The sequence below is a fragment of the Candidatus Pelagibacter bacterium nBUS_49 genome (assembly GCF_051200925.1).
Taxonomy (GTDB): Bacteria; Pseudomonadota; Alphaproteobacteria; order Pelagibacterales; family Pelagibacteraceae; genus Pelagibacter.
Genome location: NZ_CP172837.1, coordinates 699,270 through 718,506, shown reverse-complemented (window position 1 = coordinate 718,506; position 19,237 = coordinate 699,270). Strand labels below are relative to the sequence as shown.

Genomic DNA, 19,237 nt, shown 5'->3' with positions numbered 1-19,237 from the left:
AACTTGTGAATTTCATTAATTATTAGTAAATAAAGCCTAATTTAAATTAACACGCACACAGTTGTTGGTTTTATACCTCCGGTCCTAATTGGAAATTACTGTGGTGGCTTAACCGGGAATAAATATGAAAATACCTAACATAACAATACAACAATTATTAGAAGCAGGCGTTCATCTTGGACATAAAACTTTAAGATGGAATCCAAAAATGAAAAAATATATTTTTGGAAAAAGAGACTCAATCCATATCATGGATTTAACACAAACATTAGAACTAACCAAAGTTGCTTTAGAGAAGATTTATACAACTATAGCAAACAATGGAAAAATTTTATTTGTTTCTACTAAAAAACAAGCATCAGAAGCTATTGCTGAAGTTGCCAAGGAAACAGATCAATATTTTGTAAATTACAGATGGCTTGGTGGTATGCTAACTAACTGGGGAACTATATCTGGATCTATAAAAAAGATGAAAAAATATGAAGCAGATTTATTTGCTGAAAATAGAGGTTTTACAAAAAAAGAACTTCTTAAAATGAGTGTCAAAAAAGATAAACTAGAAAGATCATTAGGGGGAATTGCTGAAATGAAAAAAACTCCTGATTTAGTTTTTATAATTGATACAAATTATGAGTCATTAGCAATTGCAGAGTCTGTAAAATTAGGAATACCTATAATTGCAATTTTAGACAGTAATTCTAACCCAGATAATATTGATTATCCAATACCTGGTAATGATGATGCACGTAGATCTATAGATTTATATTGTAATCTAATTAAAGAAACTATCAATAATGCTAAGGGTTCAATTCCAGCTGCTGAACCTAAAAAAGAAGTTACAGAGAACAATAAAGAAAAAACTCAAGGAAAAACAGTTCAAGAAATTGATAGAGAAAAATTAGAAGAAAAATTTTCTAAAGAAAAAAAGGAGACCTTAAATTAATATGAGTGATATAGTAAATGTTAAAAAATTAAGAGAAGCAACTGGTGCAGGATTTAAAGATTGTAATCTTGCAATAAAAGAGTCTGGTGGAGACATTGATAAAGCTATTGAAATTTTGCGTGTAAAAGGAATTTCAAAAGCATCAAAAAAAATGTCTAGAGATGCAAAAGAAGGTGTAGTTGCTGTAAGCGGTAATGAAAACAAAACATCAGTTATAGAAGTAAATTGTGAAACGGACTTTGTTGCAAAAAATGAGGATTTCACAAATTTTGTTAAAGAACTTAGTGAATTAAATAATGAAAAAAATTCTAATTTAGATGATTTGAAAAGTTCTAAAATGAAAAATGGTGAAACTGTAGAAGACAATGTTGTTTCTTTAATTGCTAAAATTGGTGAAAAAATTACAATTGGTAAAGCAAAAACATTTGAAAATTCAGGAACTGTAAATAATCATTATTTACATACAGTTGTTAAAGATAATATTTCAAAACTAGCTGTAATTGTTTCTTTAGAAACTAAAGATAAATCTGATATTGTTAAAAATTTTGGAAAACAATTATCTATGCATATTGCTGCCTCTAATCCATTAGCACTTACCTCTGATTTAATTGATCAATCAGTTATTGATAAAGAACAGGAGCTAGTAACAGAGGAGTTAAAAAATTCAGGAAAACCTGAGGATATTGCAAAAAAAATTAGCTTAGGTAAGATGAATAAGTTCAAAGAAGAAAATTCCCTTTTAACCCAAGCTTGGGTTATGGAGCCTAAAAAGAAAGTACAAGATATAGTTAAAGAACTTTTAATTGCTGATTTAAAAATTAAAGAGTTTTATAGAATTAAAATTGGAGAATAAATGTTTGACGAAAAGTCATATAATATCAAAATGGACAAGGCCATTGAGGTTTTTACAAAAGAATTATCGTCACTAAGAACAGGTAGAGCTAATGCAGCAATGCTCGATTTAGTTAAGGTAGATGTTTATGGTCAACAAATGCCCATAAACCAAGTTGGAAGTATAACGACACCTGAGCCAAGAATGATCAATATACAAGTTTGGGATGCAAACAACGTGTCATTAGTTGATGCGGCAATAAAAAAGTCTGATTTAGGTTTAAATCCTCAAATTGACGGGCAATTAATAAGACTTCCAGTACCAGAACTTAATGAAGAAAGAAGAACTGAATTAAAAAAACTTATAAAATCAATCGGTGAAAAATGTAAAGTTTCAATTAGAAACATTCGAAGAGAAGCAAACGAAGAATTAAAAAAACTTTTAAAAGCTAAAGAAATTGGTGAAGATGAAGAAAAATCATCTGAAAAAAATGTCCAAACAATTACAGATGATCATATAAAAGTAGTTGATGAAAAGGTTTCTTTAAAAGAAAAAGAAATAATGACCATATAAAATGAACCCTCTTAATCACGTAGCCATTATTATGGATGGTAATGGACGTTGGGGATTAAAAAATAAAGAATCAAGAAACGAAGGACACAAAGCTGGACTTAAAACAGTAGAAAAAGTTATTAAAGAAACAATTAATCAAAAAATTAAATATCTCACTTTATTTGCTTTTTCTACAGAAAATTGGAATAGACCAAAAAAAGAGATAAATTATTTATTTAATTTACTTGAAAGTTATCTTTCAAATAAAATTGAGAGTTTTAATAAAAAAAATATTAAACTTAATATTATAGGAACAAAAAATTTTTCAAAAAAATTAAATAAACTTTTAAATTTGTCTGAAAAAAAAACAGCACATAACACAATTCTACAAATTAATTTGGCTTTAAATTATGGGTCAAAATTTGAAATTATAAATGCAATTAAGAAAATAAATAAAAATAATGACAAGATAAATGAAAAAAATTTATCAAAATATCTAGAAACTAAAAATATACCAGATCCTGAATTATTAATTAGAACAGGAAATACCAAAAGATTAAGTAATTTTTTACTATGGCAATTAGCTTATGCAGAAATTTTTTTTGAAAAAAAACTATGGCCAGATTTTAATGAAAAAGATTATGTTAAAATAATTAAAAAATTTAAAAAGATAAAAAGAAATTTTGGTAAAATTTAATGTCACAAAATTTTTTAAAACGAACAATTACATCTTTTATTTTATTATTTCTATTATTTTTTATCAATTTCAGTCATCAATATATCTTTATTTTTTCTATTTTATTGCTAGGCTTAATTGTATGTGTAGAAGCTAATAGTATTTTTTTTAAACTGACAAGTATTCAAAAATTAAATCAAAAATTCATTACTAAAAAAATTAACTTTAAATTTTTAATTTTGAATATAATAACTTTTTGTTATATTTTTTTTATTTTTTGTAACTTTGCATATGAAATATATAAATTTCTAAGTCCTATCTTTTTTCTTTATGTAATTAGTATTTGTTTTTTAACAGATATTGGTGGCTACATTTTTGGAAAAAGTTTTGGTGGAAAAAAATTATCGAAAATCAGTCCTAATAAAACAATTTCTGGAACAATAGGCTCATTTATTTTTTCAGTTATTCCTTTGATTATAATATTTAATACTAATTATCTAGATTTAGAATTTAATATAAATAATATCTTATTTAGTCTACTTGTTTCACTAGTAAGTCAATTGGGTGATTTATTCGTATCATATTTAAAAAGAAAAGCTGAAGTTAAAGATACTGGTAAAATTTTACCCGGCCATGGAGGAGCTTTGGATAGAGTTGATGGAATAATATTCGCAGTACCCTTTTCTTATTTTTTAGTAAATTTTATATAGATGAAAAAAAAAATTTCAATTTTAGGTTCTACTGGTTCTATAGGAAAAAATTTATTAAACATCATCAAAAAAGATAAAAAAAATTTCGAGATAACCTTACTAACTGCAAGAAAAAATTATAAGTTATTATTAAAACAAGCAAACAATTTTAATGTAACAAATATTATCATTACAGATCTCAATTCATTTAAAAAAGCAAACAAAATTAACAAAAATAAAAAAATTAATATTTATAATGATTTTAATGTTTTTGCTAAAATTTTTCGAAGTAAAATTGATTATACAATGTCATCTATTATTGGTTTAGATGGACTTTATCCAACTTTGGAAATTATAAAATATACAAAAATAATTGCTATAGCTAATAAGGAAGCAATAATTTGTGGATGGGAATTGATTAAAAAAAAATTAAAAATTCATAAAACAAAATTTTTACCAGTAGAACTCCGAACATTTTTCAATATGGAAAATAATTAATTATGAAAATCATAAAAATATTGATCAAATTTTTTTGACAGCATCAGGAGGACCTTTTTTGAATAAATCAATCAATCAAATCAAAAATGTAGATATACCGGAAGCTTTAAATCACCCAAATTGGAAAATGGGAAAAAAAATATCCATAGATTCAGCCACAATGATGAATAAAATTTTTGAAGTTATTGAAACAAAAAATATTTTTTCAACTAAATATAAAAAAATTTCTATTTTAATTCATCCAAAATCTTATATTCATGCAATAGTTAAATTTCATGATGGTACTATTAAATTTTTAGCTCACGAACCTTCTATGAGGATACCAATTTTTAACACTTTATATCTAAATCAATATAAAAAAATTAGTAGTAACAATTTAGATGTTGATATTTTAAATAATTTAAAATTACAAAAAATTGATAATAAATTATTTCCAGTAATTGATATTTTAGATTATTTACCATCTAAATCATCACTTTTTGAAACAGTATTGGTTGCAACAAATGATGAATTGGTTAATTTATTTCTTAAAGGCAATATAAAATTTTATGATATCTCTATAAATATATTAAAATTTATTAATTTAAAAGAATTTCAAAAATTTAAGAAAAAAGAACCTAAAACTATTCAAGATATACACAATTTAAGTAATTATGTTCGTTTAAAAGTAAACTCTTTGTGTGTATAAGACTCAAATGATTAATATTATTAAAAATTGTCTTAAACACTCTATTTTATTAATATTATTTTTTTTTCAAACGACAATTGCTTTATCAGAAATTGTAAAAGAAATTAAAATTTCAGGTAACGATAGAATTTCAGATGAAACAATTCTTGTTTTTTCTAACATTTCTGGAAATCAAAATATTAATGATACAGATGTCAATTCAATTTTAAAAAATTTATATGAAACAAATTTTTTTAAAAATATAAAAGTTGAATTTAACGATAATATTTTGAATATTCAAGTTACAGAAAACCCAATGATTTATAATATTGAATTTGAAGGATTAAAATCAAAAACTCTTCAAAAAATCGTTTTAGAAAATATTAGTCTTAAAGAAAGATCTTCTTATATAGAAACATTAGCCATCAAAGACAAAAATAAGATCAATTCAATTTTAAAAAATAGTGGTTATTTTTTTTCTAAAGTAGAAATGACAAAAGAAGATGTTGGAGATAATAAATTAAATCTAATAATTGCTATTGAATTAGGGAATAAAGCTAAAATTAAAAAAATTTCTTTTATTGGTGACAAAAGATTTAAAAATAGAAAGCTCAATAATATTATTGTTAGTGAAGAGTATAAGTTTTGGAAATTTTTATCAGGAAAAAAATATCTTAACGAAAATACAATAAATTTAGATTCAAGATTATTAAAAAATTTTTACTTAAATAATGGATATTATAATGTTGAAATTAACTCATCGTTTGCAAAATTAATTAATAAAGATGAGTTCGAACTAATTTTTAATATTAATGCAAATGAAAAGGTTATTTTTGGTAATTTAGATCTTATCCTTCCAAGTGATTATGATAATCAAAATTTTAAAAAAATTAATAATTTATTTAATGACTTAAAAAATACTCGCTATTCAATTAATAAAATTAATATGATTTTAGATGAAATAGATAGTGTTGTTCTTGATGAACAATACGAATCTGTGGAGGCAATAGTTGATGAGAGATTAGTTGATAATCAATTAAATCTAAAATTTATTGTTAAAGAGACTGAAAAAATTTTTGTGAAAAAAATTAATATTTTTGGAAACAACATAACCTCTGAAAATGTAATTAGAAATCAATTATTGATTGATGAAGGAGATCCATTTAATAAAATTTTACAAGCAAAATCTATTAACAATATTAAGTCATTAAATTTCTTTCGAAATGTAAAAAGCGAAATTATCGATAATAAAGAAGATAATACAAAAATAATTAATATTTCAATTGAAGAAAAGCCAACTGGAGAAATTATGGCAGGGGCAGGCTTTGGAACATCAGGGACTTCATTTTTATTTGGCGTTAAAGAAAATAATTTTTTAGGCCAAGGTATATCGCTGGATTCTAAATTAAATCTAGGAACAGATTCTATTAAAGGTCAAATCTCAGTCAACAACCCTAACTATAAGAATAGTGATAAAAGTATCAACTTTAGTTTAATGTCAGCTGAAACAGATCGATTAACATCATCAGGATATAAGACCAATAAAACTGGTTTCTCTGTTGGGACCAGGTTTGAATATTATGATGATTTTTTTCTTAATATTGGATCTGCGACTTTTTATGAAGACTTGGAAACTGATAGCACAGCTTCTGCAAGGCAAAAAAAACAAGAAGGTAACTATTTTGACTCTTTTTTAAAACTTGATTTTAATTATGATAAAAGAAATCAGAAATTTCAAACTTCAAAAGGTTTTAAAAGTTTATATTCTATTGATTTACCTTTAGTAAGTGAAACATATTCACTTATTAACTCATATAATTATAAATATTATACTGAATTGTATGAAAATAATGTTTCGTCTTTCTCTTTTTTATTTGAGGCAGCTAATTCAATAAATAATAAAGACGTAAAGTTATCTGAAAGATTATATATACCATCTAATAACTTAAGAGGTTTTGAGATTGGAAAAGTTGGTCCAAAAGATGGTGATGATTTCATAGGTGGAAATTTTATAAGTACTGTTAATTTTTCATCAACATTACCGCAAATATTCCCGGATTACCAAAACGCAGATTTTTTATTTTTCTTTGATATAGCTAATATATGGGGTGTAGATTACGATTTATCATTGGATGATGATGAGATAAGAAGTTCAATTGGTGTTGCTGTTGATTGGTTTACTCCTATTGGACCACTTAATTTTTCTTTAGCTCAACCATTAAGCAAAAGTAATAATGATATAATTGAGTCTTTTAGATTTAATTTAGGAACTACATTTTAAAATAAATGAAATACTTAATATTTGTAATTTTCGTTTTTTTGAAACTTACAACTTTTGCTTATGGAAGTAATGTTGTTTATATTGATATGAGCTATATATTATCGAATTCCATTAAAGGAAAATCTATTTTAGATGAATTGGATTCAGAAAATAAAAAAAATATTATGGAGCTTGAGTCCAAGGAAAAAATTTTAAAAGATTTAGAAAAAGATATTTCAAATCAAAGAAATATTCTTTCAAAAGAAGAATTTGATAAAAAAGTTAATGATTTAAAAAGTAAAGTAATAATATTTAGAAAGGATAAGGATAAACTTGTTCAAAAATTTAATGATTTAAAAAATAATGCAATTCAAAATTTTATGAAAGATGTTGAACCGCTTGTATCAGATTATATAGAAAAAAACTCAATTAATATAGTTTTAGCAAAAAAAGATGTTATTATTGGAAAAAAAAATCTTGATATAACTGATGAAATTTTAGAAATAGTAAATAAAAATATTAAATAAATGACAAGTATTAACAAAGACCAAATTAAAAATTTGCTACCTCATAGGGAGCCAATGTTATTAATAGATGAACTACGCGATATTAAAAAACTTCATTCTGCTACGGCCGTTGTAAATGTTAAAAAAGACAGTTTCTTTGTACAGGGACATTTTCCTGGCCAACCTGTTATGCCAGGTGTTCTTATAGTTGAGTCTTTTGGACAAGCAGCTGCTGCTTTAACTGCACATGGTCTAGATAAGTCAACCTATGAAGATAAACTTGTTTTTTTAATGGGTATTGAAAAGGCCAGATTCAGAAATCCAGTTATTCCTGATTGTGAATTATTATTAAAAATTGAGGCAATCAGATCGCATGGAAGAGTATGGAAATATAAAGGTGATGCTTTTGTAAATGAAAAAAAAATGGCAGATGCAGTTTGGTCAGCTACAATTGTCGATAAGAAATAAATAGCAATAATTATTGATACGTCTTTAAAAATTGTTTTGATAAAAACAATTATGGATAATCCATTCTTTATAAACAAAGGACCATTTAAAATTTCAAAGATTTTAAGTTTATTGGATGCTAGTAATGATATAGTTAAAGATAATATTGATATTAACGATATAACGGATTTAATGTCTGCAAAAGAAAATGATATTACTTTTTTTCATTCAAAAAAATACAATGAAATTGCAAAAAAAACTAAAGCATCTTTTTGTATCACAACATCTAATTTAAAAGCTGAATTAGCTGAAACTTGCAAGCCTATTGTAGTAAATAATGTTTTAGTTGCGACAGCAAAACTTACAGAAAAATTTTATCCAAACTCAGTTAATGATTTTTTCGACGACACATGTTCAATTATAAATGAAACAAAATTTAAAGATAAGATTAAATATGGAAAGAATGTTTTAGTAGGCAATAATGTATCGGTAGGAGCTAATTGTACTATTGGTCATAATACTATTATTGAACAAAATGTTTCTATTGGAGATAATTGCTCTATAGGTTCCAATGTTATTTTAAAAAATGTAATTATAAAAGAAAATGTAAAGATCCTCGATAGTAGCGTGATCGGTAAGCACGGGTTTGGTTTTTTTCCAAATAATACTAAAAATCTTCGATATCCTCATATTGGACTTGTAATCATTGAAGAGAACTGTGAAATTGGATGTGGATCAACTATAGATCGTGGCTCAATGTCCAACACAGTTATTGGAAAAAACACTTTTTTAGACAATCAAATTCATATTGCTCATAATGTTAAAATTGGTGAAAATTCTATAATTGCTGGCCAAGTTGGTATAGCAGGAAGTACTATAATCGGTAGAAATGTAAAAATAGGTGGGCAAGCAGGGATCTCTGGTCATTTAAAGATAGGTAATAATGTTGATATAGCTGGTGGCAGTGGAGTAATAAAAGATATACCTGACAATTCAAAAGTGATGGGTTATCCAGCTAAAAGTCTAAGGGAATTTTTAAGGGAAAATAGATGATTCACAAAACAGCAATTATAGATAAGAATGCTCAAATTTCGGATAATGTTGAAATTGGACCATATTCTACAATCGGTCCAAATGTAATAATACATAAAAACGTCAAAATCCAATCCCATGTAAATATAACTGGCTTCACTACGATTGGTAAAGATAATAAAATTTACCCATTCGCATCTATTGGGAATGACCCTCAAGATATGAAATATAATGGTGAAAAAACTGAATTAGTCATTGGAGATAAAAATACAATAAGAGAATATACAACAATTAATCCAGGCACTTTACAGGGCGGTGGAGTCACTAAAGTTGGAAATAATAATTTAATTATGATTGGAGCTCATATTGCGCATGACTGCATAATAGGAAATAATATTGTTATAGCAAATAATGCAGCCATTGCAGGCCATGCGGAAATACAAGACTATGTAATTCTTGGTGGTAATTGTGGTGTACATCAATTTACGAGAATTGGTAAAATGGCAATGATTGGTGGGATGACAGGTGTTTCAAGGGATGTTATTCCATATGGTCTCTCCACAGGCAATCGAAATGTTTTAAATGGAGTTAATTTAGTTGGTTTAAGAAGAGTTAAAACTCCAAATAAAGAAATTATCGGATTATCAGAAACTTACAAAGAAATATTCAAAACTGAAAATTTAAATGAAAACTTAGAAAAATTAAATCCTAGTGTAAGAGAAAATCCTTTAGTTAATGAAGTAATAGAGTTTATAAATAAAGATAAAAAAAGACCTATTTGTACTCCCAATTTAAGATAAAATGATAGGATTATTTCTCGGTGGAACAGATTTTCCCAAATTAATTTTAAAAAAGATTAGAAAAAAAAAGAAAAATATTTCATAATTGATTTAACAAAAAAAAATTTATTTAAAAATTATAAAAATAGTTATTTCGTAAGTATTGGTAAATTTGCAAAGATATTAGAGATTATTAGTAAAAATAAATGTAAAAAAGTTTTATTTGCAGGCAAAATTGAGAAACCAAAGATTACAAATCTTAGATTAGATACAATGGGAATTTACTACATACCACGCTTGATAAAGGCATTTAAATTAGGTGATGCAGCAATTTTAAAAGAATTAATTAATATATTAGCCGAACATAAGATTAAAGTTGTAAAATCTAATTTTTTTAACCCAGAACTCACACCTAAGAGAGGTATTTACACAAAAATTAAACCTAGTGAAAAAGATTTAGTTCAAATTAAAAGTGGCATTAAATCATTAAAGAAATTAAATGCTTATAATCATACTCAAGCTATAATAGTTGATCAAAATGGCTTTATTCAAAAGGAAACATCTCAAGGTACAAAAAAAATGATAGAGAGTATCAATAATAAAAAAGACAACCATAGAATATTAATTAAATTTCCCAAAAAAAAACAAGATTTAAGAGCAGATTTACCTACTATTGGTTTAGATACTTTGAAAGATTGTAAAACCGCTAGATTAAAGGGCATAGTATTAAAAGAAAATCAAAATATATTTTTAGATCAAAAAAAATCTATATCTTTTGCCAACAAAAATAAAATTTTTATATACGTTTTATGAAAAAAATATTCATACTAACAGGAGAACCTTCGGGTGATAAATTAGCATCAACAATTATATCTAAACTTCAAAAAGAAAAAACTAATGTTGAATATTTATGTGTTGGTGGAAATAATTTAAAAAAACTAGGTATTAGATCAATCTTTGATCTTAAAGATATTACATATTTGGGATTTACAAGTGTTATTCTTAATATTTTTAAGATTAATAATAGAATTAATAAAGCAGTTAATGAGATTATAAAATTTAATCCAGATATTTTATTTAGTGTGGATAGCCCTGATTTTACTTTGAGAGTAGCCGAAAAAGTAAAAAAAATAAATTCTAAAATTAAAACTATTCATTATGTTGCTCCTCAAGTTTGGATTTGGAGAAAAAACAGAGTTAAAAAAGTTAAAAAATTTATAGATCATATTCTTTTGTTATTTGATTTTGAAAAAAAATATTTTGAAAAAGAAAACATTAAAAACACATTTGTTGGTCATCCTTTAATTGAAAAAAAAGAAAACATCAAAGCTTCATTGGAAAATCTAATTCATAAAGATAAAAAAATTATTTCTTTATTTCCCGGCAGTAGAAATTCAGAAATAAATGTTCTTCTACCAATATTATTAGATTTTATAAAATTGATGAATAAAAAAAATTTTGAATATTCTTATGTATTTCATTGTACTGATGAAAACAAAGAATCAATAATTGAAATAGTTAAAAGTAAAAATTTGGATAATGTAGATGTGGTTTCAGATGAGAATATAAAATCTCAGGTTTTATTAAATTCAGTTTTTGCTGTTGTAAAATCTGGAACTGCTTCACTTCAAGTTTCAAGTGCTAACATTCCTTCTATAATTATTTATAAATTAAGTTTTATAAATTTCACAATATTTAAATTATTAGCAAATGTTAAATTTGCAAATATTATTAATATAATAAATAATAGAGAAGTAATTCCAGAATTATTACAAAAAGAATGTAATGCTGATGAAATATGCAGATCTGTTATATATTTTTTAAAAAAACCAGAATTAATAAAAAAACAATTATTGGAATGTAATAAAACTTTAGAAGGAATAAAATCAAAATCATCTTCTTCTGAAGAGACTTCTTTAATCTTAAGAAATTATCTTATTGGTTAATCTTTTTTTAACTTCTTCTTTGCCTAGAGAAATTATTATATCATATAAGCCTGGCCCAAATTTAGAGCCAGTTAAAGCTACTCTTAATGGCTGACCAACGCCTTTAAAATTTGTTTCATATTTTTTTATTAATTCATTCACAATTGGTTCAAGATTTTCTTTATTTAAACTTTCTACATTTGTTAGAGTAATATTAAATTCTTTTATAATTTTTTGTGCTTTTTCATCTATTAATTTTAAATCCTCAGCTTCAAATTTTACTTCGTCAGATATTATGTATTTTGCATTATTATAAATATCTTCTAAAGTTTTTGATTTGTTTTTGAGAAAAGATAATGATTGTTTTATTTTTACTTCTTTTGATGGATTTATTTTTTCTTTATATATTTCACAATATTCTACCAAGTGTTTGTAGAGCCCACTCTCATCTATATTTTTTATGTAATGCTCATTCATTGATAAAATTCTACTCATATCTAGTTTGGATGGTGATTTTCCAATACCTTCTAGGTTAAAGTGTTTAATACTCTCGTCTAAAGTAAAAATTTCCTTATCTTCAAAAGACCAGCCTAATCTTAATAAATAATTTCTCAAAGCATCAGGCATTATGCCAATTTTAGAGTAGTCATCTAATGTTGATGCATTGTCTCTTTTTGATAATTTTTTACCCTCTATTGTATGAATAAGTGGTATGTGCGCAAATTTTGGTAAATCCCAATTCATTGCTAAATAAATCTGCATTTGTTTGAAAGTATTAATTTTATGATCATCTCCTCTGATAATATGTGTCATATTCATTTGGTGATCGTCTACTGTAGCGGATAAATTATATGTTGGTGTGCCATCATTTCTTAAAATTATGAAATCTTCAATTGTATCATTGTCAATTTTGACATCACCTTGAACCAAATCTTTTAATATTGTTGATCCTTCTATTTTACTTTTAAATCTTATGACTGGTTTTATACCTTTGGGAGCGTCAGTTTCTGGTTTATCTCTCCATTTCCTATTGTAAATATATGGAAGTTTTTTTTGTCTAGCTCTCTTTTTTTGTTCTTCAATTTCTTCTATTGAGCAATAACATTTATACGCATTACCATTTTTTAAAAGTTCATTTGCAACATTTATGTGATCTTTAATCTTAGTTGATTGAATATATTCTTCTCCATCATGTTCTATACCAAGCCATTTCAAAGATTTAATAATCTGAATTTTATGTTCATCTTTAGATCTTTCTTTATCAGTATCTTCAATTCTAAGGTGAAAAGTTCCTTTTTGGTTTTTTGAAAATAACCAATTAAAGAGTGCTGTTCTTACACCACCAATATGAAGAGCTCCAGTTGGTGAGGGAGCAAATCTAGTTGCTACTTTTGACATCAATGATGTTTAGACTATTTTTTTAGAAGTTTCTATATAAAGATACCAAAACTCCTTGGACTTTAACTCTATCTGGTCCAAAAATTTTAGTTTCATAATTTCTATTAGCACTTTCAAGTGCAACCACTTTACCTTTTTTACGAATTCTTTTAAGCATAGCCTCATGCTCATCTATTAAAGCTACTACAATTTTTCCATTATCAGCAGTATCTGTTCTTCTAATAATTACAGTATCACCCTCATTGATACCAGCTTCTATCATAGAGTCTCCTTGAACTTTTAATCCAAAATAATCACCATTTTTTTCTAGATTGCTTGGTAGAGGAATTCTTGATACTTCATTTTGTATAGCTTCAACTGGAGTTCCAGCAGCTATTTTCCCAAGTACAGGAACTTCCATTTCATCGGAATTAATATTAACCTCATCCAAACCACCTTTAATAACGCTAGGTGAAAAACTGTTATATATATCATTTGCAGATGCCGTTTCTGGCAATTTAATCACCTCTAAAGCTCTTGCTTTGTGGGCTAATCTCTTAATGAAACCTCTTTCTTCTAATGCACTAATTAATCTATGAATTCCTGATTTTGACTTTAAATTAAGTGATTGTTTCATTTCCTCATAAGAGGGTGAAACGCCAGAACTTCTCAACTTCTTGTTGATAAATAAAAGCAGGTTTTTTTGTTTTTTAGTAAGCATAAGAACAAATATCGTACAAATAATGTTCTATAAAAGTTCTTATAAAGAAACAATAGTAAAAAAACTAAGTAAAATAGGGGTTAATTTAACTACAAAACTGAGAAAATAGAATTTTCTGACAAATTTTTTAAAAGTGATTCACCAATTAAAAAAGTTTTTATAGAAGTTTTGTTATTCAAATCCAAAAGTTCATCTTTTGTTTTAATTCCACTCTCAGAAATTAAAGGTCCTTGATGATTTAAAAGCACATTATGAATATCGTAGGTTGTATTAATATCAGTTTTGAGTGTTTTTAAGTTTCTATTATTAATTCCAATTAAAGCCTCTTTAAAATTTAAAGCTTTCTCTGCCTCCTCTACGGTATGAACCTCAACAATTACCGACATGTTTAATCTTAAAGCTTCTTCATAAAGTTCATTGGCCAAATCATCAGATACGCCAGCTAATATAATTAAGATTGCATCAGCACCATAACTCTTTGCTAAAGGTATTTGAAATTTATCAATAAAAAAATCTTTACATAAAACTGGTAAGTTAAATTTTTGTTTAATTTTACTGATATGAATTAGATTTCCTAAAAAAAAATATTCCTCAGTAAGAACAGACAAACAAGTTACATTATTATCGTTATAAATTTTTGCAATCTCAACAGGATTATAATCTTCTATAATCACTCCTGCTGAAGGACTAGCTTTTTTAATTTCGGCGATTATTGATATTTTATCTTGAATTATGTTATTTTGAATTTTTTCTTTAAAATCAATAAAAGTATTATTTTTATCAATGATTTCATTTAAAGAGTTTAAACTTATTGATTTTTTAAGAGTATCAACTCTTTCAATTTTTTTTGAGATAATATTATTTAATATATTCTCAGACATTTTGTATTTTTTCTAAATGTGAGTAGGGCTTCCCAGTTAAAATAAACTCTCTTGCAAATTTATATGCATCTGAAAATTGTGTAAATTTTTCACTCACAATTAATCCAGCTGCTGCATTTAAACAAACAGCTTTTGAAAAATCATTATCTTTGCCTTTAAAAATTTCAATCATTTTATCAGCGTTAAAGTTAGCATCATCTCCAATTAAATTTTCAAATTTTTCCGCATTGACATTGAGAGTTTTTGGATCAATTATGATTTCAGATATTTTTCCATCTTTTAATTGAATTACATTTGTTTTTGCATAGGGAGAGATTTCATCTAATCCATCTTCACTATTTACAATCCATGCAAACTTAATATTTAAATTTTTAAGTCCTTCTGCAAATATTTTAAGTAACTTTTTATCAAAAACACCTACAACTTGTCTATTAACTAATGCAGGGTTACTTAAGGGACCAATCATATTAAAAATTGTTCTTTTACCAATTTTTTTTCTGACAGGGCCAACAAATCTCATTGCGCTATGATAATTTGGTGCAAACATAAAACCAAAGTTATTATTATTAATCTCTTTTTCTATATCGTTAGGCTCAAGATCTATATTAATTTTAAGAGCCTCTAAAACATCACCTGACCCACATTTTGATGATACAGCTTTATTACCATGTTTAGCAACTTTTGTACCCATACTAGCTAAAAGTAAAGCAGAAGCAGTAGAGATATTAAGAGTATTCATGCCATCTCCTCCTGTTCCACAAGTATCTACACAATCAGAAACTTTTACTCTTTTTGACTTTTCTCTAAGAACATAAACACCACCAGCAATTTCATCAGAAACTTCACCCTTTTCAGAAAGTAGAGTTAAAAAACTATAAATTTCATCCTCACCAGCCTTACCAGTCATTAACAATTCGAAAGCTGACTTACTCTCATCAAATGTTAAATTTTTTTTTTGCCGTAATTTTTCTAAAATTTTTTCCACTTATCTATAATTTATAAAGTTTTTTAATATTTTAATTCCTAGTTTAGTTTTAATACTTTCTGGGTGAAATTGTACACCATGAATATTGTATTCTTTATGTTGAACACCCATTATTAACCCATCATCAGTCTCAGCAGTAATCTTTAAATTTCTAGATAAAGATTTTTTATCAATTATTAAGCTATGATATCTTGTTGCTTCAAATGTGCTTGGAAGATTTTTTAAAATTCCAACTTTTTTAGATTTAATTTTACTTGTCTTTCCATGCATTAATTTTTTGGCCTGTATAATTTCAGAACCAAAAACTTGGCCTATAATTTGATGACCTAAACAGACACCTAGAAAAGGAATTTCTTTATGAAGGGTTTTTAAAATATTTAAACAATTTCCTGATTGGTTTGGATTTCCTGGACCAGGCGAGATTACGATTTTATTATATTTATTTTTAATTATTTCTTTAGAAGTAATTTTATCATTTCTAATTACATCAACTTTTGTTTTCAATGACGACAGATAATGGTAAAGATTAAATGTAAAGCTATCATAATTATCTATCAATAATATTTTCATTATCTTAAAGCGTTAATTAAAGCTTTAGCTTTATTAACAGTTTCCTCATATTCTTTAATTGGTTTACTGTCAGCTACAATTCCTGCTCCAGCTTGAACATAAAATTTTTTATTTTTTGCAACTGCTGTTCTTAAGGCAATACAGGTATCAAATTCTCCATTAGCAGAGAAATATCCAATACCACCTGCATAAACTTTTCTTCTTGTAGTTTCTAGCTCATCAATAATTTCCATAGCTCTAATTTTGGGAGCACCTGATACTGTGCCTGCCGGAAAACCTGCTAATAGAGACTTAAATTTAGAGAACTTTTTATTGTATTCTCCTACAACATTAGAAACTATGTGCATAACATGAGAATATCTCTCAATTATAAAGCTTTCAGTAACTTTAACTGAATTAATTTTTGAGACTTTACCCGCATCATTTCTTCCTAAATCTAAAAGCATTAAATGTTCAGACAATTCTTTTTTATCTCTTAATAAATCTGTTTCGTAATAAAGGTCCTCTTTAAAGTTTTTTCCCCTAGGTCTAGTCCCGGCTATAGGTCTTACAGTAATTTTGTCATCTCTTAATCTCACTAATATTTCGGGACTAGCGCCAACTATTTGAAAATCATTAAAATTAAAAAAGAACATAAAAGGTGAAGGGTTTGTAATTCTTAATTTTTTATAAATTTCTAAAGGATTTTTTGTTAATTTTGCCTCAAATCTCTGACTTAATACAACTTGAAAAATATCTCCTAACTTAATGTACTTTTTTGCTTTGTTGACCATATTAAGAAATTTATTTTTGGACGTGTTTGATTTAACTTTAATTTCCTTAATTGTCTTATTTTTAGAATTATTTAATTTTTTTATAGAGGATTGAATTGATAGTTTAAAAAGTTCCGACTTAATTTCATCGAACTTTCTTTGATAATTAATAATTTTTTCATCATTAAAAATATTAATTATATAAAATATTTCTTTTTTTAAATTGTCGTGAATTACAAGTGTTCTAGGTCTTAATAATCTTACATCAGGTAGATTTAGATCGTTTTTGCAATTATTTGGTATTTTTTCAACGTATCTAATTGAGTCATACGAAAAATATCCTGATATTAAAGAACATATCTTTGGTAGTTTTTTTGGAGTTTCAAATTTAAATTCCTCGATTATTTTTTCAATTAATTGATCTGGCTTATCTTTTAATTTTAATTTTTTCTTACCTTTAATCAAATATGAATTTTTATTATTAAATTCCCAAATTTTATCTGGGTTTTTACCAAAAATTGTGTATCTACCTTTAATTTTACCTTTTTCAACAGACTCAAAAATAAAACTATTTTTCTCAATTAGAAAGTTGTCAATAAGATTTATAACCTCATCATTATTTTTAACTTTTTTTGACGCATAGATTATTTGATTTTTTTTGCTTCTATGTCGAAACTTAAAATCTTTGAAGTTTCGATTAATTATCATTTGAAATAATTTTTAACTCTATCAATAGTTTTTTGATTTAATTGAACTTGATATTTAGAGTTAAGCAATTGATCATAAGATTGGATTACAGATTTTCTAGTATTAGTATTTTGATTATTAACAAAATTTAAGTAATTTTCGTCAGCTTCATTAAATGAATTCTTTTTTGAATTTAGTAATTTTACTAAATAAATTTGATTTTCTTTATCATTAACTAATGTGTATGAATTGATGGGTAATGAATAAAGCATTTTAATTGAATTTGCTTCAAATTTAGTATCATCTTTTATTGAATTGATAGTTAAATATTCTTTGCTATAGCCAGCCATTTCTTTGAATTTATTATCATCAAACTTCTTATTTTGTATTTCTTCCAAGACACTTCTATGAAGATCAAACCTACTTTTTTGATAGACTAATTCTCGAATTTCCTCTTTGGTCTCTAGATTTGATAGATCAGGACCTCGATCATACTTGTTAGTTATAGAATACAATAAAAAATTATCACCATTTTCAATTAGATCAATTTCAGATGTTCTTTTTGAATAAATAAGATCTTCGTTTATTTTTCTAGTAGAGCTTGGAGTAAATTCTTTAATCTCTGTAATATCAGTCTTTAAATTTTGAATAATAGACTGAAAATCATCCCCATTTGAAATTCTATTTTCAATTTTATCTATTTCATCAAAAAAATCTTGATTGAATTCTTTTAAACCTATTAAAATTTTAGGACTCAACTCTGTATATTTAAAATCAATATATTCTCTTTTTAATTGATCTTTATTTTCGTTTAAAAATTTGTTTATCTCCAAGTCTGTAAATTCTTCTTTTTCTTTGTAAAAATTTTTCATTGCAAAATACTCGAGATCTAAAGATTTATTTTCTTCTTCAAACATTTTTTTAGTAAGAAAATTAGGAGTTACTGTTCCAGCTCCAATAAAATCAAATAAATGTTTTTGTAGCTCACGATGTTTTAATTGTAATTCAAACATAGGTGCCGACATATTATTCGACAGTAAAAATTTTTCATATCTAGTTCTTTGAAAAACATTATTCTCATTTTGAAAATTTTTGTTTTCTTTAATTTTTTTTAAGACTGTTAGTTCTGTAACTGAAAGGTCAAAATCCTCTACTTCTAAATCGATTAATTTTACTGAGATTAATCCCGATAGAAGCTCTTCAATAATATTATTTTCTAAATTTTCTCTAATAGCTTGTTGTGAAATTCCACTTTGATTGACATAGTCCATAAAATCTTGAGTGGTTACATTAGTTTTATTAATCTTTGCAATATTATTTTGGTTGTTGGTACTAAAACCACCTCCAAATCCACCGAAGCCAAAAGCAATTATAATAACTGCAATTAAGATTAAACCACCTAATTTTTTTGCACCAAATTTTTTCAAAGTTTCTATCATTAGCTATAAATTTATTGAT

General features: G+C 25.8%; 21 protein-coding genes. 14 read left to right on the top strand and 7 right to left on the bottom strand.

What is annotated here, in order from left to right; all coding sequences use genetic code 11:
- Nucleotides 1–124 precede the first annotated feature (124 nt).
- The 14 genes from rpsB to lpxB all read left to right on the top strand — a co-directional run bounded on the left by rpsB (nucleotide 125) and on the right by lpxB (nucleotide 11,827).
- A complete protein-coding gene (rpsB, locus tag ACIJYF_RS03970; RefSeq protein ID WP_435115286.1) occupies nucleotides 125–943 on the top strand; it encodes a 30S ribosomal protein S2 in 819 nt (272 codons plus the stop codon).
- Between the two features lies 1 nt (nucleotide 944).
- Nucleotides 945–1,796, top strand: a complete 852-nt coding sequence (gene tsf / locus ACIJYF_RS03965) for a translation elongation factor Ts (RefSeq protein ID WP_435115284.1) — start codon at nucleotides 945–947, stop codon at nucleotides 1,794–1,796.
- The gene (gene frr / locus ACIJYF_RS03960; RefSeq protein WP_435115282.1) at nucleotides 1,797–2,348 is read left to right on the top strand and encodes a ribosome recycling factor; all 552 of its coding nucleotides are present in this window, start codon (nucleotides 1,797–1,799) and stop codon (nucleotides 2,346–2,348) included.
- A gap of 1 nt (nucleotide 2,349) precedes the next feature.
- Complete coding sequence (gene uppS / locus ACIJYF_RS03955; RefSeq protein WP_435115281.1) at nucleotides 2,350–3,024, top strand: polyprenyl diphosphate synthase; 675 nt, start codon at nucleotides 2,350–2,352, stop codon at nucleotides 3,022–3,024.
- Nucleotides 3,024–3,713 carry a phosphatidate cytidylyltransferase gene (locus ACIJYF_RS03950; RefSeq protein WP_435115279.1) on the top strand — a complete coding sequence of 230 codons (690 nt, stop codon included), beginning with the start codon at nucleotides 3,024–3,026 and terminating at the stop codon, nucleotides 3,711–3,713. Before uppS ends, ACIJYF_RS03950 begins: the two co-directional genes overlap by 1 nt.
- Nucleotides 3,714–4,190 (top strand): hypothetical protein, encoded by a 477-nt coding sequence (locus ACIJYF_RS03945; RefSeq protein WP_435115277.1) that lies wholly within the window; start codon nucleotides 3,714–3,716, stop codon nucleotides 4,188–4,190. It abuts the gene before it with no gap.
- Complete coding sequence (locus ACIJYF_RS03940) at nucleotides 4,174–4,878, top strand: hypothetical protein (protein ID WP_435117980.1); 705 nt, start codon at nucleotides 4,174–4,176, stop codon at nucleotides 4,876–4,878. The genes ACIJYF_RS03945 and ACIJYF_RS03940 overlap by 17 nt, the downstream gene beginning before the upstream one ends.
- A 7-nt stretch (nucleotides 4,879–4,885) precedes the next feature.
- Complete coding sequence (bamA, locus tag ACIJYF_RS03935; protein ID WP_435115275.1) at nucleotides 4,886–7,138, top strand: outer membrane protein assembly factor BamA; 2,253 nt, start codon at nucleotides 4,886–4,888, stop codon at nucleotides 7,136–7,138.
- A 5-nt stretch (nucleotides 7,139–7,143) separates the two neighbouring features.
- Complete coding sequence (locus ACIJYF_RS03930; RefSeq protein ID WP_435115273.1) at nucleotides 7,144–7,644, top strand: OmpH family outer membrane protein; 501 nt, start codon at nucleotides 7,144–7,146, stop codon at nucleotides 7,642–7,644.
- Nucleotides 7,645–8,091: a 3-hydroxyacyl-ACP dehydratase FabZ gene (gene fabZ, locus ACIJYF_RS03925; RefSeq protein ID WP_435115271.1), complete on the top strand. Its 447-nt coding sequence runs from the start codon at nucleotides 7,645–7,647 to the stop codon at nucleotides 8,089–8,091.
- A gap of 51 nt (nucleotides 8,092–8,142) precedes the next feature.
- Complete coding sequence (gene lpxD / locus ACIJYF_RS03920; protein ID WP_435115269.1) at nucleotides 8,143–9,123, top strand: UDP-3-O-(3-hydroxymyristoyl)glucosamine N-acyltransferase; 981 nt, start codon at nucleotides 8,143–8,145, stop codon at nucleotides 9,121–9,123.
- Nucleotides 9,120–9,902 carry an acyl-ACP--UDP-N-acetylglucosamine O-acyltransferase gene (gene lpxA / locus ACIJYF_RS03915; protein ID WP_435115266.1) on the top strand — a complete coding sequence of 261 codons (783 nt, stop codon included), beginning with the start codon at nucleotides 9,120–9,122 and terminating at the stop codon, nucleotides 9,900–9,902. Before lpxD ends, lpxA begins: the two co-directional genes overlap by 4 nt.
- Nucleotides 9,903–9,983: 81 nt before the next feature.
- On the top strand, nucleotides 9,984–10,694 hold the full coding sequence (lpxI, locus tag ACIJYF_RS03910; RefSeq protein WP_435117978.1) for a UDP-2,3-diacylglucosamine diphosphatase LpxI domain-containing protein: 711 nt from the start codon (nucleotides 9,984–9,986) through the stop codon (nucleotides 10,692–10,694).
- Nucleotides 10,691–11,827: a lipid-A-disaccharide synthase gene (gene lpxB / locus ACIJYF_RS03905; protein ID WP_435115264.1), complete on the top strand. Its 1,137-nt coding sequence runs from the start codon at nucleotides 10,691–10,693 to the stop codon at nucleotides 11,825–11,827. The genes lpxI and lpxB overlap by 4 nt, the downstream gene beginning before the upstream one ends.
- Here lpxB and gltX read toward each other — a convergent pair.
- The 7 genes from gltX to ACIJYF_RS03870 form a co-directional block, all read right to left on the bottom strand.
- Nucleotides 11,804–13,204 (bottom strand): glutamate--tRNA ligase, encoded by a 1,401-nt coding sequence (gltX, locus tag ACIJYF_RS03900; RefSeq protein ID WP_435115262.1) that lies wholly within the window; start codon nucleotides 13,202–13,204, stop codon nucleotides 11,804–11,806. The two genes, lpxB and gltX, sit on opposite strands and share 24 nt — an antisense overlap.
- A gap of 22 nt (nucleotides 13,205–13,226) precedes the next feature.
- A complete protein-coding gene (lexA, locus tag ACIJYF_RS03895) occupies nucleotides 13,227–13,904 on the bottom strand; it encodes a transcriptional repressor LexA (protein WP_023648599.1) in 678 nt (225 codons plus the stop codon).
- A gap of 89 nt (nucleotides 13,905–13,993) precedes the next feature.
- Nucleotides 13,994–14,785 carry an indole-3-glycerol phosphate synthase TrpC gene (locus ACIJYF_RS03890; protein ID WP_435115260.1) on the bottom strand — a complete coding sequence of 264 codons (792 nt, stop codon included), beginning with the start codon at nucleotides 14,783–14,785 and terminating at the stop codon, nucleotides 13,994–13,996.
- Nucleotides 14,778–15,770 (bottom strand): anthranilate phosphoribosyltransferase, encoded by a 993-nt coding sequence (trpD, locus tag ACIJYF_RS03885; protein WP_435115258.1) that lies wholly within the window; start codon nucleotides 15,768–15,770, stop codon nucleotides 14,778–14,780. Before trpD ends, ACIJYF_RS03890 begins: the two co-directional genes overlap by 8 nt.
- Nucleotides 15,771–16,340: an anthranilate synthase component II gene (locus tag ACIJYF_RS03880; protein WP_435115256.1), complete on the bottom strand. Its 570-nt coding sequence runs from the start codon at nucleotides 16,338–16,340 to the stop codon at nucleotides 15,771–15,773.
- Nucleotides 16,340–17,797 carry an anthranilate synthase component I gene (trpE, locus tag ACIJYF_RS03875; RefSeq protein ID WP_435117976.1) on the bottom strand — a complete coding sequence of 486 codons (1,458 nt, stop codon included), beginning with the start codon at nucleotides 17,795–17,797 and terminating at the stop codon, nucleotides 16,340–16,342. Before trpE ends, ACIJYF_RS03880 begins: the two co-directional genes overlap by 1 nt.
- Entirely contained in the window at nucleotides 17,797–19,218 is a 1,422-nt protein-coding gene (locus tag ACIJYF_RS03870; protein WP_435115254.1) for a SurA N-terminal domain-containing protein, read from the bottom strand. Before ACIJYF_RS03870 ends, trpE begins: the two co-directional genes overlap by 1 nt.
- Nucleotides 19,219–19,237: the final 19 nt, after the last annotated feature.